The sequence below is a fragment of the Ruegeria sp. HKCCD7221 genome, assembly GCF_013031225.1.
Taxonomy (GTDB): domain Bacteria; phylum Pseudomonadota; class Alphaproteobacteria; order Rhodobacterales; family Rhodobacteraceae; genus Ruegeria.
Genome location: NZ_WPZE01000002.1, coordinates 95,279 through 110,435 on the forward strand (window position 1 = coordinate 95,279; position 15,157 = coordinate 110,435).

Annotated in this window: 13 protein-coding genes; 8 read left to right on the plus strand and 5 right to left on the minus strand. The window is 56.0% G+C overall.

What is annotated here, in order from left to right; translation table 11 throughout:
- Window positions 1–14: 14 nt before the first annotated feature.
- Genes mnmE through GOX73_RS06125 form a run of 5 tightly spaced genes read left to right on the plus strand, consistent with a single transcriptional unit; the run spans window position 15 to window position 5,499 of the window.
- Window positions 15–1,301 carry a tRNA uridine-5-carboxymethylaminomethyl(34) synthesis GTPase MnmE gene (gene mnmE, locus GOX73_RS06105; protein WP_171123786.1) on the plus strand — a complete coding sequence of 429 codons (1,287 nt, stop codon included), beginning with the start codon at window positions 15–17 and terminating at the stop codon, window positions 1,299–1,301.
- A gap of 12 nt (window positions 1,302–1,313) precedes the next feature.
- Window positions 1,314–3,182, plus strand: a complete 1,869-nt coding sequence (gene mnmG / locus GOX73_RS06110; RefSeq protein WP_171134823.1) for a tRNA uridine-5-carboxymethylaminomethyl(34) synthesis enzyme MnmG — start codon at window positions 1,314–1,316, stop codon at window positions 3,180–3,182.
- Window positions 3,179–3,793 carry a 16S rRNA (guanine(527)-N(7))-methyltransferase RsmG gene (gene rsmG / locus GOX73_RS06115; protein WP_171123790.1) on the plus strand — a complete coding sequence of 205 codons (615 nt, stop codon included), beginning with the start codon at window positions 3,179–3,181 and terminating at the stop codon, window positions 3,791–3,793. Before mnmG ends, rsmG begins: the two co-directional genes overlap by 4 nt.
- Window positions 3,786–4,586, plus strand: coding sequence for a ParA family protein (locus tag GOX73_RS06120; protein ID WP_171123791.1), 801 nt, complete (start codon window positions 3,786–3,788; stop codon window positions 4,584–4,586). Before rsmG ends, GOX73_RS06120 begins: the two co-directional genes overlap by 8 nt.
- Before the next feature lie 19 nt (window positions 4,587–4,605).
- A complete protein-coding gene (locus GOX73_RS06125) occupies window positions 4,606–5,499 on the plus strand; it encodes a ParB/RepB/Spo0J family partition protein (RefSeq protein WP_171123793.1) in 894 nt (297 codons plus the stop codon).
- Here the strand turns inward: GOX73_RS06125 and GOX73_RS06130 are convergent.
- The 4 genes from GOX73_RS06130 to rph are packed head-to-tail and all read right to left on the minus strand — an operon-like array spanning window position 5,489 to window position 8,314.
- Window positions 5,489–5,842, minus strand: a complete 354-nt coding sequence (locus GOX73_RS06130) for a YbaN family protein (protein ID WP_171123795.1) — start codon at window positions 5,840–5,842, stop codon at window positions 5,489–5,491. The genes GOX73_RS06125 and GOX73_RS06130 overlap by 11 nt on opposite strands.
- A 3-nt stretch (window positions 5,843–5,845) precedes the next feature.
- Window positions 5,846–7,000: a radical SAM family heme chaperone HemW gene (hemW, locus tag GOX73_RS06135; RefSeq protein WP_171123797.1), complete on the minus strand. Its 1,155-nt coding sequence runs from the start codon at window positions 6,998–7,000 to the stop codon at window positions 5,846–5,848.
- Complete coding sequence (gene rdgB, locus GOX73_RS06140) at window positions 6,990–7,604, minus strand: RdgB/HAM1 family non-canonical purine NTP pyrophosphatase (protein WP_171123799.1); 615 nt, start codon at window positions 7,602–7,604, stop codon at window positions 6,990–6,992. The genes hemW and rdgB overlap by 11 nt, the downstream gene beginning before the upstream one ends.
- Window positions 7,601–8,314: a ribonuclease PH gene (gene rph / locus GOX73_RS06145; RefSeq protein WP_171123800.1), complete on the minus strand. Its 714-nt coding sequence runs from the start codon at window positions 8,312–8,314 to the stop codon at window positions 7,601–7,603. The genes rdgB and rph overlap by 4 nt, the downstream gene beginning before the upstream one ends.
- Window positions 8,315–8,426: 112 nt before the next feature.
- Here rph and hrcA point away from each other — a divergent pair, with 112 nt between their 5' ends.
- Together hrcA and GOX73_RS06155 are read left to right on the plus strand one after the other, a co-directional pair.
- Window positions 8,427–9,491 carry a heat-inducible transcriptional repressor HrcA gene (hrcA, locus tag GOX73_RS06150; protein ID WP_171123802.1) on the plus strand — a complete coding sequence of 355 codons (1,065 nt, stop codon included), beginning with the start codon at window positions 8,427–8,429 and terminating at the stop codon, window positions 9,489–9,491.
- A gap of 10 nt (window positions 9,492–9,501) precedes the next feature.
- The gene (locus GOX73_RS06155; RefSeq protein WP_171123804.1) at window positions 9,502–10,065 is read left to right on the plus strand and encodes a nucleotide exchange factor GrpE; all 564 of its coding nucleotides are present in this window, start codon (window positions 9,502–9,504) and stop codon (window positions 10,063–10,065) included.
- Between the two features lie 58 nt (window positions 10,066–10,123).
- On the opposite strand, the gene mutS is transcribed toward GOX73_RS06155, so the two are convergent.
- Entirely contained in the window at window positions 10,124–12,739 is a 2,616-nt protein-coding gene (mutS, locus tag GOX73_RS06160) for a DNA mismatch repair protein MutS (RefSeq protein WP_171124649.1), read from the minus strand.
- A gap of 161 nt (window positions 12,740–12,900) precedes the next feature.
- On the opposite strand from mutS, the gene GOX73_RS06165 reads away from it, so the two are divergent.
- Window positions 12,901–15,156 (plus strand): NADP-dependent malic enzyme, encoded by a 2,256-nt coding sequence (locus GOX73_RS06165; protein ID WP_171124101.1) that lies wholly within the window; start codon window positions 12,901–12,903, stop codon window positions 15,154–15,156.
- The last annotated feature ends 1 nt before the right edge of the window (window position 15,157 follow it).

The window sequence follows — 15,157 nt, forward strand, 5'->3', positions numbered from 1 at the left end:
CGCGAGGCCTTCGAATGGAAACGATATTCGCCTTGGCCAGCGCGCAGGGCAAAGCTGGGGTGGCGGTCATCCGCCTCTCTGGTCCTTTGGCGCATTCCGCAGCGGCTGCATTAACCAGGGATACTCTTCCAGCCCGTGGCATGCGTGTGCGCGCCTTGTTTGCAACTGACGGCTCAATTCTGGATGAGGGACTGGTACTAACATTCCAGGCCCCTGCGAGCTTTACCGGTGAAGATGTGGCAGAGTTGCAGGTTCACGGAAGTATGGCATCTGTGAATGCGGTGATGCGCTGTCTTGGCGATACTGAAGGTTTGCGGCTTGCAGAGCCGGGGGAATTCACGCGTCGCGCGCTTGAAAACGGCAAGATGGATTTGACGCAGGTCGAAGGCTTGGCCGACTTGATTGATGCCGAAACCGAAGCGCAGCGCAAACAGGCACAGACAATATTAGCCGGCGAACTGGGTTCCCTTGCAGAACGTTGGCGTCGTGATCTGATCCGCGCCGCATCCCTTTTGGAAGCTGTCATTGATTTCGCTGACGAAGAGGTTCCGACGGATGTTACGCCCGAAGTCCGTTCTTTGGTCACTGGTGTCATGGCTGATGTGCAACGCGAAGCCGACGGAGTTCGGATTGCGGAGCGTATTCGCTCAGGGTTCGAAGTCGCAATTGTCGGCCTTCCTAATGCAGGGAAGTCCACCTTACTGAATGCACTTGCCGGGCGCGACGCCGCGATAACGTCGGAATATGCCGGAACGACTCGCGATGTGATCGAGGTCCGAATGGATCTTGAGGGGTTGCCAGTCACGTTGTTGGACACAGCCGGGCTTCGCGAAACCGAAGATCATGTTGAAAGCCTTGGAATCGAATTGGCGATTAAACGTGCAGAGGCCGCGGATTTACGGGTATTCCTGACCGAGGACCCGATGTCTTTGGGTGTTTCAGTGCGCGACGGTGATATTCAGGTTTTGCCGAAGGCTGACCTCAGGGATGATATAGAAGGTGGGATATCGGGTAAAACTGGTAAGGGTTTGGATCAGTTGATCTCCGATATATCGCGTATATTGGGTGGCCGTGCCACAAGTTATGGTATTGCAACCCGCGAAAGGCACCGTATTTCGCTCAATAATGCTCAGGAGGCGTTGGGTGCAGCAATGTCTGTTCTGGAATCAGGCCCGGACTTGTATGATATCGCTGCCGAAGAATTGCGCACAGCCATTCGTGCGCTAGAGGCATTGGTCGGTAGAATAGGCGTGGAAGATCTTTTGGATGAAATCTTCGCAAGCTTCTGTCTGGGAAAATAGGGAGTGTTTCACGTGAAACATTCAGACTTTGATGTTGTTGTTATCGGCGCGGGTCATGCCGGAACCGAGGCTGCACATGCATCTGCCCGCATGGGGGCGGAAACGGCGCTTGTCACCTTGTCTGCTTCTGACATCGGGGTGATGTCATGCAATCCAGCGATTGGAGGCCTTGGAAAAGGTCACCTAGTGAGAGAGATTGATGCCCTGGACGGAGTTATGGGCCGTGTAGCGGATCAAGCCGGAATTCAATTCCGTCTGTTGAATCGGCGCAAAGGACCCGCAGTTCAAGGGCCGAGGACACAGGCGGACCGCGCGTTGTATCGCGCAGCGATGCAGAAAGAGACCGACGCCCAGCCACGTCTTTCGATTGTGGTAGGCGAAGTTGTCGATTTTCTGATGGAAGGGCAGAGCGTGCGCGGAGTCAGATTGGCAGATGGTTCCGAGATTCGAGCCAAGGCAGTCATACTTACTTCCGGTACGTTCCTTCGGGGTGTGATACATATTGGAGACGTTTCCCGCCCTGGCGGAAGAATGGGGGACAATCCGTCAGTTAAATTGGCGCAACGCTTAGACAGTTTTCAGCTTCCGTTGGGAAGATTGAAAACAGGTACTCCGCCCCGACTTGATGGCCGCACGATCGACTGGTCCGATCTGGAGCGCCAGGATGGAGATGATGAACCTACATTATTTTCATTTCTGTCTAAGTCTGTTGTGGCCCCCCAAATTTCTTGCGGTATAACGCATACAAATGCGCGAACGCATGAAATTATTGAGAAAAACCTAAGCCGTTCAGCAATGTACGGGGGGCATATTGATGGGGTTGGCCCAAGGTATTGCCCTTCAATTGAGGATAAAATAGTCAGGTTTGCCGATAAGGACTCTCATCAGATATTCCTTGAGCCTGAAGGTGTTAATGATCATACGATCTACCCGAATGGGATTTCGACATCGCTTCCCCAGGATGTTCAACTTCAATATGTCCGGTCCATTAAGGGGCTAGAGAATACAGAAATACTGCAACCGGGTTACGCGATTGAATATGATTATGTAGATCCGCGCGTTTTAACTTCATCCCTGTCCGTTCCGGAAATCTCGGGCCTATATCTTGCGGGGCAGATTAACGGTACCACTGGATACGAGGAAGCCGCGGCACAGGGTTTGGTCGCCGGTTTGAATGCCGCCTTGTTTTCATTTGATCGGGATCCGGTTCATTTCACGCGTGCAGATAGCTATATCGGTGTAATGATAGACGATTTGACGACGCGCGGAGTAGCAGAACCTTACCGTATGTTTACGTCCCGTGCGGAATTCAGACTGTCGTTACGCGCAGATAATGCAGATCAAAGGTTAACACCGATTGGCTTGAAAATCGGTTGCGTAGGGGACGTTAGAGAGCGCCACTTTTCCGACAAGATGGAAAAATTGACGGCGGTAAAATCCATTCTGATGGACAGGACCTATACCCCAAAAGACATGCGATCAGTTGGTATCAGCGTCAATCAGGACGGAAATAGGCGAAATGGGATGGCTATTCTCGCATTCCCGGATGTTTCGTTTGGGGATCTTATACCACTGGTTCCAAGCTTGGGGGATACAGATCCTGAAATCCAGAAGCAGGTTGAAAGGGATGCCCTGTACGCAAACTACATTGCGCGCCAGCAAAGGGACGTCGAAGCTATGAAGCGCGACGAATCTCATGAAATTCCAAGGGATTTCGACTATTTCGCTCTGGATGGCTTGTCTTCAGAGATGAAGCAAAAGTTGTCGAATGCGCGACCAGAGAATATAGCGCAAGCTAGTCGCGTTGAAGGAGTTACTCCGGCCGCTTTGACGCTTGTTCTAGCGAAACTGCGTCGTGAACAAAAGGTCCGCAAGGCATGAGTGACGTGCAATTTGGCGATTTGGATGTTTCACGTGAAACATTTGAGCGTTTGGCCAAATATGTTGAGCTGGTAAAGCGATGGAATCCGAAAATTAACCTGGTTTCCCGAAATAGCCTGCCCGAAATTTGGACGCGACACATAAAAGATTCTATCCAGGTATATCGTTGCACTGAATTCTTTCAGAATTGGGCGGACTTGGGAAGCGGGGGTGGGTTCCCCGGAATGGTTTGCGCGATCATGGCAATAGAAGAGAACCCGAATGCGCAGTTCACTTTTGTGGAAAGTGATCAAAGGAAATCCGCCTTTTTGCGAACAGTGGCGCGGGAATGTGGTGCAAAGTGTTCCGTTGTTTCCAGACGAATCGAAACCGTGAATCCCTTGGATGCGGATGTCTTATCTGCCCGTGCTTTGGCAGATCTGACGGTCTTATTGTCCTTTTGTGACAGGCATTTAGGCAGTTCTGGAACGGCTCTGTTGCCGAAAGGCGCAACGTGGAAAAAAGAACTGGAAGACGCGCGCAAGGAATGGAATTTCCAAGCCGAGCCGATTACAAGTTTAACTGAACCTCAGGCCGTTATCCTTAAAATCAAAGGAGTATCACGTGGTTGATCTGTCTCGTCCCTCAGGGCCCCGGATTATTGCGGTAGCCAATCAGAAGGGTGGGGTTGGGAAGACGACGACTGCGATAAATCTTGCAGCGGGATTGGCCGAAGCCGGATGCCGCGTTCTTGTGGTTGATTTGGATCCTCAGGGCAACGCGTCAACAGGTCTGGGCGTTGAAGACAGGGATTGGACAACCTACGACCTGATATTGGACGACGCCCCATTGGAAGCCGTCATTCAGGAGACTGAAATTGGCGGCTTGTACGTGGTTCCTGCCACAGTCGACCTGAGTTCAGCCGATATTGAGCTTATTTCCAACGAAAAGCGAAGCTATCTGCTGCACGACGCGCTGCGGCAAACGTCAGTTGACCAGTTCAAGCTGGACTATGTCCTGATTGATTGTCCACCGTCCCTTAATTTGTTGACCGTCAATGCGATGGTCGCGGCGCATTCTGTGCTTGTTCCATTGCAGAGTGAGTTCTTCGCGTTGGAAGGTTTGTCCCAGTTGATGCTGACTATTCGCGAGGTCCGCCAAACTGCCAATCCGGACCTGCGGATCGAAGGTGTTGTGTTGACGATGTATGACAACCGCAACAACTTGTCCCGTCAGGTCGAAAAAGACGCGCGTGACAATCTGGGCGAGATGGTATTTAAAACCAAAATACCCAGAAATGTGCGGGTCAGTGAGGCGCCGTCTTACGCATTGCCTGTACTTCAATATGATTCCGGATCTCTGGGGGCGATGGCATATCGGCATTTGGCGCGCGAAGTCATGCACAAGAACAAGAAAGCCGCATAAGTGGCAGTAGGAGGGTCCAGTGGCAGCTAAGAAAACAAAACCTAGGGGATTGGGCCGCGGTCTATCGGCTTTGATGGCCGACGTAACGCAGGAAACAGAAGGGTTGCGCCCATCTGAACCAAGGCGTGCGGACATGAAGGTTCCGATCGAAAAACTTCATGCAAACCCAAATCAGCCGCGCCGTACCTTTTCGCGTGAACAACTGGATGAACTTGCTGCTTCGGTTAAGGAAAAGGGTATTATTCAGCCGCTGATCGTCCGCGAGATTGCGGAAGGCGACTATGAGATCGTCGCGGGTGAGCGCCGCTGGCGTGCTGCGCAAATGGCGCAACTGCATGATATTCCTGTCATTGTTCGTGATTTCGACGATACCGAAGTGTTGGAAGTTGCGATTATTGAGAATATTCAAAGAGCTGACTTGAATGCTGTCGAAGAAGCGGCTGGATACAAGCAGCTTATGGATCGTTTCGGGCACACGCAGGAAAAGCTGGCCGAGGCCCTTGGCAAAAGCCGCAGTCACATTGCGAATCTTCTTCGTTTGCTGTCGTTGCCGATGGATGTTCAGCAATTGGTGGTCGAAGGTAAGCTTTCTGCAGGGCATGCAAGGGCGTTGATTACGTCAAGCAACCCCTCTGAATTGGCGAAGATCGTGGTACGCGACGGATTGTCGGTTCGTGCAACCGAAGCGCTTGTTAAAAAAGAGCAGGCCGACCCGGTTAAAGCTACGCCGAAATCCAGAAATCTGGATGCAGGTAAAGACGCCGATACGCGGGCGCTTGAAAAAGACCTCTCTGCTATCTTGGCGATGAAAGTGACCATCAACCACAAGTCTGGGACAGAAACCGGGCAGGTTGTTCTGACATATGAAAATCTGGACCAGCTTGACGATCTTTGTGCAAAGCTCAGCCGCTAGGCCGGGTCCAGATAAAGGTTAGAACACCCCCCAAGACAATCGCCTGAATTGCCAACACATAATTCGGGACCGAGAGAATAATCGAAATTCCAAAAACGGCGGCAATCGAGAGGGTTGCCGCCTTTTTTGCTGCGGGACGGATGGCACCGGAACTCTGCCAATCCAGGATCATCGGGCCAAAGACCCGGTGCGTGATCAGCCAGTTGTGAAGCCGGGAAGACGAGCGTGCAAAGAAAAAAGCGGCCAACAGCAGGAACGGAACGGTCGGTAGCAATGGAAGGGCGATGCCGACGACGGCAAGTGCAACGCTCAACAATCCCAATGCCGCCCAGACGTATTGCATGTCTTATCCCAACAATTCGCGAATGATGGAGTTCAATACTGCACGCCCATCTTTGGTGGCGATGACCCGTCCGTTTACCTGTTCGATCATACCGATGGCACTCAGATCGTCCAATTTTGCTTGCGGCAATGAAGAACCAGACAAGGCTTCATAACGATCTATATATAGACCTTCTTTTAGCCTTAGGCACATCATCAGGTATTCAACTGCTTGATCCTGATTTGAAAGCTCGGTTCTTTCCCGCTCTCCACTGCCGTTATGCACAGCGTCCAGCCAAGTGTTCGGCATCAGGTGGGTTTCAGTCGCCAGTTTTCTATCGCCAAGCGTTATTCGGCCATGGGCACCGGGACCGATGCCAACGTAATCGCCATAGCGCCAATAAATCAGATTGTGCCGGGATTCTGCCCCCGGTCGGGCGTGATTAGATACCTCGTAAGCAGGCAGGCCGTGGGCTTCGCAAATTTCTTGTGTTGCAAGATACATGTCGGCCGCGCTGTCATCCTCGGGCAGGCCGCGCAATTTCCCAACGGCATATCTGTCGCCGAAAGCGGTGCCGTCTTCGATGGTCAGTTGATACAAGGACAGGTGGTCGACGGCCATGGACAAAGCTTGGGTCAGTTCAGCACGCCAAGCGGCCAAGGATTGGTGCTGGCGGGCGTAGATCAAGTCAAAGCTGACTCTGTCAAAGCAAGTTCTGGCGATATCAAACGCTGCCTGTGCTTCAGCGACCGTGTGGATTCGACCTAATCTGCGTAGGTCATCGTCATTCAGCGCCTGTACACCCATCGAGATCCGGTTGACCCCAGCGTCGCGATAGGCAGCAAACCGCCCGGCCTCAACCGAACCGGGATTGGCCTCAAGCGTGATTTCCATGTCATTGGCGGGTCGCCACAGGCTTCGGGCCTCATCAATAATGGCGGCTACGGAGTCTGGATGCATTAAGGACGGCGTACCACCGCCAAAAAAGATCGTATTTAGCACCCGATCTGGCGTTTCCAGGGCGGAGCGTCGCAATTCGCCTAAATAGCTGTTAAGCCATTGTTTTTGATTAATATTTCTGGAAACATGGCTATTGAAGTCGCAATAGGGGCATTTGGCCTCGCAAAAGGGCCAATGCACATACAGGCCAAAGCCCCCGTTGCGCCAATCATCCGCCAAAACAGCCCTTCACGAACATCTCAACCGCGCGGCCGCGATGGCTGATCTTGTTCTTTTCCCAGCGATCCATTTCGGCAAACGTAATATCGTGGCCGTCAGGGACAAACATCGGGTCATAACCGAACCCGTCTTTACCCCGGATCGGCCAGACAAGATGGCCCGGGGCTATACCCTCGAACACTTCGTCGTGACCGTCGGGCCAGGCCAGTACCAGAGTGCATCGGAATTGAGCGGCGCGGGGGTGTGGGGCGTCTTTTGCTTCCAGCTCATCATGCGCGCGGGTCATTGCCATCAGGAAATCGCGGCCATTACCGGTTTCAGCCCAATCGGCGGTGTAAACACCAGGCGCGCCGTCCAACGCATCAATGGTAATCCCTGAATCGTCCGACAGGGCAGGCAGGCCGGTGGCCTTGGCGGCGGCGTGCGCCTTGATGCGTGCATTGCCGACGAATGTATCCTCGGTCTCGTCCGGTTCGGGCAGGTTCATCTCTGCCGCTCCGACCACGGTCACGCCAAAGGGCTCAAGCAGATGCGCCATCTCCTCAAGCTTGCCTTTATTATGCGTGGCGACCAGCAGCCTGTCACCGTCGAACTTGCGGGTCATGCGGTGGCGGCCTTTTGCGCGGCGGCCAGTTCACCGACGCCTTTTTCGGCCAGATCCATCAGCTGATCCATCTGCGCGCGGCTAAAGACGGAACCTTCAGCGTTCATCTGCACTTCGATCAGTTTGCCCGAGCCGGTCATGATGAAGTTGCCATCAACGCCTGCTTCGCTGTCTTCGGGGTAGTCCAGATCTAGAACTGGCTGACCCGCGTAGATGCCGCAGGACACAGCAGCGACGGGATCGACCAGCGGATCAGAAATTACATCACCCGCTTTCATCAGCTTGTTCACAGCCAGACGCAGCGCGACCCAGCCCCCGGTGATCGAAGCGCAGCGCGTGCCGCCATCGGCCTGGATCACGTCACAATCGACGGTGATCTGACGTTCGCCCAAAGCAACCCGGTCGACACCAGCGCGTAGCGCCCGGCCGATCAGGCGCTGGATTTCCACGGTGCGGCCACCTTGTTTGCCGCTTGCCGCTTCACGCCGCATCCGTGTGTTGGTTGCGCGGGGCAGCATCCCGTATTCCGCTGTCACCCAACCCAGGCCCGAGCCTTTGATGAAGGGCGGCACGCGGTCCTCGATCGTGGCGGTACACAGCACATGGGTATCGCCCATTTTAATCAGGCAGGAACCTTCGGCATGTTTGGTGAAACCTGTCTCGATGGAAACAGCGCGCATTTCGTCTAGATTACGTCCTGAGGGTCGCATGGAAAATCCTTTGTTTGCTGGGTTGGGGATACCGCCCCGTGGCGCTACGATGCAACCCCGATTGACCTTTCATTTGCCTGCGATTTAATGATGATCCAGCAGGGGACCGCCGATGAGCGAAGCGAGCAAAATTCTGAACGAGATGAACGACCGGTCGCGTGAGGTTTTCCGGCTGATCGTCGAAAGCTATTTGGATAGCGGAGAACCGGTGGGCAGCCGCACCCTGACCCGCACCTTGTCGGAAAAAGTCAGCGCCGCGACCGTGCGCAATGTGATGCAGGATCTGGAATTTCTGGGCCTGTTGGACAGCCCCCATGTCAGCGCGGGCCGGATTCCTACGCAGCAAGGACTGCGGATGTTTGTCGACGGGCTGCTTGAGGTCGGCGATCTGGGGGCGGATGATCGACAGAAATTGGATGAGACTTTAGGCTCTAACGCAGGCGATGTGGGCGGTATGCTGGATCGTGTGGGATCGGCTTTGTCACATGTCACCCATGGTGCCTCATTGGTTTTGACGCCCAAACAGGAATCCGAGATCAAGCATATCGAGTTTGTTTCTCTGGCTCATGACCGCGCCCTTGTCGTGCTGGTCTTTGCTGATGGAACTGTCGAAAACCGGCTGTTTACTCCTCCGCCGGGACAGACACCCAGTTCGATGCGAGAGGCCGCGAATTTTCTGAACGCGCTGATCGAGGGGCGAACGCTAAGCGAAGTCCGCCGGCAGATGCAGACGCAGATTGACGCCCGTAAGCAGGAAATCGACGTACTGGCGCGCGAGATGATCGAGAGCGGCATGGCCGCCTGGGACGGAGACGGAGGCGATTCAGCGCGATTGATTGTGCGTGGGCGCGCGAATCTGCTGAATGAACCCGGTCAAACGGAAGAGCTGAATCGAATCCGCACCTTGTTTGATGACCTGGAACGTAAGCGCGATATTGCCGAATTCCTTGAATTGACCGAGGAAGGCGAGGGTGTACGCATTTTTATCGGCTCTGAGAACAAACTTTTCTCACTTTCGGGTTCCTCTTTGGTGGTGTCTCCATATATGAACGCTGATCGAAAGATAATCGGTGCGGTCGGGGTTATTGGACCCACACGACTCAACTATGGACGGATCGTGCCGATCGTGGATTATACGGCGCAACTGGTCGGCAAGCTTATTTCCGACCGGAGCTAGAGGGTAAGAGATGGCGGAACCCAAAAACGAAGATTTTCTGGACGATATCGCAACAGCCGAGGCAGAAGAGTTGGCCGAGGAGTTTGCTGAAATCAGTGAAGAGGCGCTGGAAATTGATGCCCTGCGCGCTGAGCGTGATGATTTCAAGGACAAGTTCATGCGCGCACTGGCTGATGCTGAAAACGCGCGCAAACGGGGCGACAAAGCGCGTCGGGATGCAGAGCAGTATGGCGGGTCCAAGCTGGCGCGCGATATGCTGCCGGTATATGACAACATGAAACGTGCGCTTGAGGCCGCAACCGACGAGCAGAAAGAGGTTGCTGCCGGTTTGATCGAAGGTGTCGAGCTGACCATGCGCGCACTGACGAACGTGTTCCAGAAACACGGGATCGAGGTGATCACACCCGAAGTCGGCGACCGGTTTGATCCCAATCTTCACGAAGCCATGTTCGAGGCCCCTGTTCCGGGCACCAAGGCTGGCGATATCATTCAGGTCTCGGCTGAGGGGTTCATGCTGCACGACCGTTTGCTGCGTCCGGCGCAGGTGGGCGTTTCTTCAACACCTGCAAGCTGATTGACCTCTGCGAGGCCAAGCCTCCGGCGGAAGTATTTTTGAACAGAAGAAGGGGTGGTCAGGACTTGGCCACCTCTTTCAGTTTGTAGATCAGGTCGAGCGCTTCGCGGGGTGTCAGTTCATCGGGCAGGATGTCGTCCAGCATATTCGTGACTGGTGAGGTTTTTGGCGCGGGCGGCGGCGGGGGTGATGCGGCTGAGAATAGGGGGAGATCGTCGATCAATGCCTTTTGCTTTCCGCCTTCACGTTCAGTTTTTTCCAATTGGTCCAGCACGACGCGGGCACGGTCGACTACGGATGCGGGAAGCCCGGCCAATTGCGCGACCTGCACGCCATAAGATCGGTCGGCGGCGCCTTTGTGAACCTCGTGCAGGAAGATGACTTCGCCCTCCCATTCTTTGACGGCGACAGTGGCGTTGTCGACGCTTTCGAGTTTTCCGGCTAAGGCGGTGAGTTCGTGGTAGTGGGTGGCAAACAGCGCGCGGCATTGGTTGGCGGCGTGCAGATGTTCCAGTGTGGCCCAAGCGATGGAGAGGCCGTCATAGGTGGCGGTGCCGCGCCCGATTTCGTCGAGGATCACCAGCGCGCGGTCGTCGGCCTGATTGAGGATTGCGGCGGTTTCCACCATTTCGACCATGAAAGTCGAACGCCCCCGCGCCAGATCGTCTGACGCTCCTACTCGGCTGAAAAGTTGGCTAACTAAGCCGACATGGGCCCGTTCGGCGGGAACGTAACTGCCCATTTGGGCCAGCAGGGCGATCAGGGCATTTTGGCGCAGGAAGGTTGATTTACCGGCCATGTTGGGACCAGTCAGCAGCCAGATCGCGGCCCCTTGATCGGCGCTCAGGTCGCAGTCGTTGGCTATGAAGGCATCGCCTGATTGCTGGCGGAGCGCGTGTTCTACAACCGGGTGGCGACCCCCTTTAATGCCGAATGCACGCGAATTGTCGACCTGCGGACGGCACCAGTTTTCTTCGCGCGCCAGATTAGCGAGAGCTGTGGTCAGGTCCAGTTCGGCCAACCCTCTGGCCGCTTGATTGAGGCGGGCCGCGAAGGCCAGAATTTCGCTAGACAGCCTTTGATAGAGCCGCTTTTCGATTTCCAAAGCCAGATTTCCGGCGTTCAGGATGCGGGTTTCGATCTCGGACAGTTCTACCGTGGTGAACCGGACTTGGTTCGCAGTGGTCTGACGATGGATGTAGGTTTCACTGAACGGTAGGTTCAGCATTTTTTCGGCATGAGTGGCCGTGGTTTCGATGAAGTAGCCCAGCACGTTGTTGTGCTTGATCTTCAACGATGTGATGCCCGTGTGCTCTGCGTATTTTTGCTGAAACCCGGCTATGACGGATCGACCTTCGTCGCGCAGCGTGCGCGCTTCGTCCAGTTCGGCGTCGAAACCGGGGGCGATGAAGCCACCATCGCGCGCAAGCAAGGGTGGTTCAGCAACAAGCGCCTCGTCCAGCAGGTTCAGTAGATCATCAAAGCCGACAAGGTTTTGTACTGCGGTCGCCAGCAGGACCGGAAGATCCTGACCTTCGCACAAATCAGCGATTGCCGACGCCTGTGTCAGCCCATTGCGAATGGCAGCCAGATCGCGGGGGCCTCCGCGCTCCAATGACAGGCGCGACAGGGCACGGTCCAAATCAGGGGTTTTGCGCAGGATCTCGCGCAAGTCCGAGGTGGTCAGGCTGTCTTCGGCGGCAAAACTTACCGCGTCCAACCGGGCGTGGATCACGTCCAGATTGCGGGACGGGCTGGACAGACGCTGTTCCAGCAGCCGGGCACCACCCGGGGTTACGGTACGGTCAACCACTGACAGCAGTGATCCGGCGCGCCCACCGGAGAGCGACCGGGTCAGCTCCAGATTCCGGCGCGTGGCGGCGTCGATCTGCACCACGCGGTCCTCGGATTCCTTGAGCGGCGTTTGCAGCAGGGGCAGTTTGCCCTTTTGCGTGATCTCAAGATAGTCGACCAGCGCGCCCATGGCCGACACTTCGGCGCGCCCAAATGACCCGAACGCATCCAAAGCGCCCACGTGAAACAACCCGCAGATGCGTTTTTCCGCCGCAGTGCTGTCGAAACTGGCGCGTCCGATCGGGGTCAGCGAAATGCCCAGATCGCGGACGGTTTCATTTAACGCCTGCTCCATCCCGTCGCCCACGATCAGCTCGGACGGAGCAAGCCGCGCCAGTTCGGGGCTAAGCCTGATCGAGGTCAAAGGCATCACGTGGAACGCTCCGGTCGAAATATCGGCCCAGGCCAGCGCGGCTTCATCACGAACCTCGGCGTAGGCGGCCAGAAAATTGTGGCGACGGGCCTCTAGCAGGGCGTCCTCGGTCAGTGTGCCGGGCGTCACCAGACGCACAACATCCCGCCGAACCACTGATTTAGAGCCTCTTTTCTTGGCTTCGGCCGGGCTTTCCATCTGCTCGCACACAGCCACGCGAAAGCCTTTGCGGATCAGGGTCAGCAGATAGCCCTCGGCCGCATGAACGGGAACGCCGCACATGGGGATATCCTCGCCATTGTGCTTGCCGCGTTTGGTCAGGGCGATGTCCAGCGCCTCGGCGGCATTCACCGCGTCCTGGAAAAACATCTCGTAGAAATCACCCATGCGGTAGAACAGCAGGGCGTCTGAATGGGCCTCTTTGATCTCAAGATATTGCGCCATCATTGGCGTGACTGTGGACAAAAGCGGCCCCCTTTTGGCGTCTTCCGGTGGCGACCTTACAAATCCCCCAACCGCGACGAAAGGTGAAAACGTATTGTCGTTGAGGCGCAGCCCCGCCTGCGCTATGACGCAACAGCCCCGAATTCATGGAAACGACCGATAAGATGCCCAAAGCGAAGATCACCAAAGAAGAGGCGCTGGCCTTTCACCTGGACCCCACCCCCGGCAAGTGGGAGGTGCAGGCCACCGTTCCCATGACCACGCAGCGCGATCTGTCATTGGCCTATAGCCCTGGCGTGGCCGTTCCCTGTGAAGCTATCGCCGAAGCACCCGAGACTGCCTATGACTATACCAACAAGGGCAATCTGGTCGCCGTGATCTCGAACGGGACGGCTGTGCTGGGTCTCGGCAATCTGGGCGCGCTGGGCGGCAAGCCGGTGATGGAGGGCAAGGCCGTTCTGTTTAAGCGTTTTGCCGACGTGAACTCGATCGACATCGAACTGGACACTGAAGATCCGGATGAGTTCTGTCGCGCGGTCCGCCTGATGGGGCCAACATTTGGCGGCATCAACCTTGAAGACATCAAAGCGCCCGAGTGCTTCATCATTGAACAGCGCCTCAAGGAAGAGATGGATATCCCCGTCTTCCACGACGATCAGCATGGTACAGCGGTGATCTGTGCGGCGGGCTTGCTGAATGCGCTGCATATTTCGGGCAAGAAGATCGAAGATGTGAAGATTGTTCTGAACGGTGCGGGTGCGGCGGGGATCGCCTGTATCGAACTGCTTAAGTCAATGGGCGCGCGGCACGAGAACTGCATCGTGTGTGACACCAAGGGCGTGATCTATCAGGGTCGGACCGAAGGTATGAACCAGTGGAAATCGGCTCATGCGATCACGACCGAACTGCGCACGCTGGAAGAAGCCATGAAGGGCGCGGATGTGTTTCTGGGCGTGTCGGTCAAAGGGGCCGTGACGCAGGATATGGTTGCGTCGATGGCCGATAACCCGGTGATTTTCGCCATGGCCAACCCCGACCCCGAGATCACCCCGGAAGAGGCGCACGAAGTTCGTGTTGATGCCATTGTTGCCACCGGGCGCAGCGACTATCCGAACCAGGTGAACAATGTTCTGGGCTTTCCCTATCTGTTCCGCGGCGCGCTGGATATCCATGCCCGCGCCATCAATGATGAGATGAAGATCGCCTGTGCCCACGCGCTTGCCAACCTGGCGCGCGAGGATGTGCCGGATGAGGTTGCGATGGCCTATGGCAAATCGCTGACCTTTGGGCGCGACTATATCATCCCTACGCCGTTTGACCCGCGCCTGATCCACCGTATTCCACCTGCCGTCGCTAAGGCCGGTATGGATACCGGGGCCGCGCGGCGTCCGATCATCGACATGGATGCCTATGAGCTGAGCCTCAAGTCCCGCATGGACCCGACCGCCAGCATTCTGCGGGGCCTTAATGCGCGGGCGCGTCAGGCGCAAAGCCGGATGATCTTTGCCGAGGGCGACGATCCCCGCGTGCTGCGCGCGGCTGTCACCTATCAGCGTTCGGGCTTTGGCAAGGCGCTGGTTGTGGGGCGTGCCGATGACGTAAAGGCCAAGCTGGAAGAGGCCGGTCTGGGCGATGCCGTGCGTGAGCTTGAGGTGGTAAACGCTGCCAATACCGCGCATCTCGAGACCTACTCGAACTTCCTGTACGATCGGCTTCAGCGTAAGGGTTTCGACCGCAAGGACATTCACCGCCTTGCCGCGCGGGACCGTCACGTGTTTTCCTCGCTGATGCTTGCGCATGGGCATGGCGATGGTCTTGTGACCGGGGCCACGCGCAAGTCGGCGCATGTTCTGGACCGGATCAATCACGTGTTCGACGCGGACGCGGCGCATGGCGCGGCTGGTGTAACGGCGTTATTGCACAAGGGGCGGATCGTGTTGATCGGCGATACACTGGTTCATGAATGGCCTGACGAGAATGATCTGGCCAACATCGCTGAGCGCTCGGCCGCCGTTGCGCGCCACATGGGGCTCGAGCCGCGCGTGGCCTTCGTCAGCTTTTCGACATTCGGCTATCCGATGTCGGAGCGGGCTGAAAAAATGCACCGTGCGCCTGCGGTTCTGGACCAGCGTGGCGTTGACTTCGAATATGAGGGCGAGATGACCGTCGACGTAGCCCTGAATGTGGATCAACAGGCCAGCTATCCATTCCAGCGTCTGACAGGCCCGGCAAATATCCTGATCGTTCCCGCGCGCCATTCGGCGTCGATCTCGACCAAGCTGATGCAGGAAATGGGCGGTGCTACGGTCATCGGTCCGATCCTGTCAGGTGTCGACAAGCCGATTCAGATTTGTTCGACCGTTTCGACGGCGAATGACATCTTGAACATGGCTATCCTGGCGTCTTGTGACATTGGATAAG

Excerpts from the sequence above, each read along its gene's own strand:
- mnmE (WP_171123786.1), top strand. The coding sequence starts at position 15 with ATGGAAACGATATTCGCCTTGGCCAGCGCGCAGGGCAAAGCTGGGGTG.
- rsmG (WP_171123790.1), top strand. The coding sequence starts at position 3,179 with ATGAGTGACGTGCAATTTGGCGATTTGGATGTTTCACGTGAAACATTT.
- GOX73_RS06130 (WP_171123795.1), bottom strand. The coding sequence starts at position 5,842 with ATGCAATACGTCTGGGCGGCATTGGGATTGTTGAGCGTTGCACTTGCC.
- rdgB (WP_171123799.1), bottom strand. The coding sequence starts at position 7,604 with ATGACCCGCAAGTTCGACGGTGACAGGCTGCTGGTCGCCACGCATAAT.
- rph (WP_171123800.1), bottom strand. The coding sequence starts at position 8,314 with ATGCGACCCTCAGGACGTAATCTAGACGAAATGCGCGCTGTTTCCATC.
- hrcA (WP_171123802.1), top strand. The coding sequence starts at position 8,427 with ATGAGCGAAGCGAGCAAAATTCTGAACGAGATGAACGACCGGTCGCGT.
- GOX73_RS06155 (WP_171123804.1), top strand. The coding sequence starts at position 9,502 with ATGGCGGAACCCAAAAACGAAGATTTTCTGGACGATATCGCAACAGCC.
- mutS (WP_171124649.1), bottom strand. The coding sequence starts at position 12,739 with ATGATGGCGCAATATCTTGAGATCAAAGAGGCCCATTCAGACGCCCTG.
- GOX73_RS06165 (WP_171124101.1), top strand. The coding sequence starts at position 12,901 with ATGCCCAAAGCGAAGATCACCAAAGAAGAGGCGCTGGCCTTTCACCTG.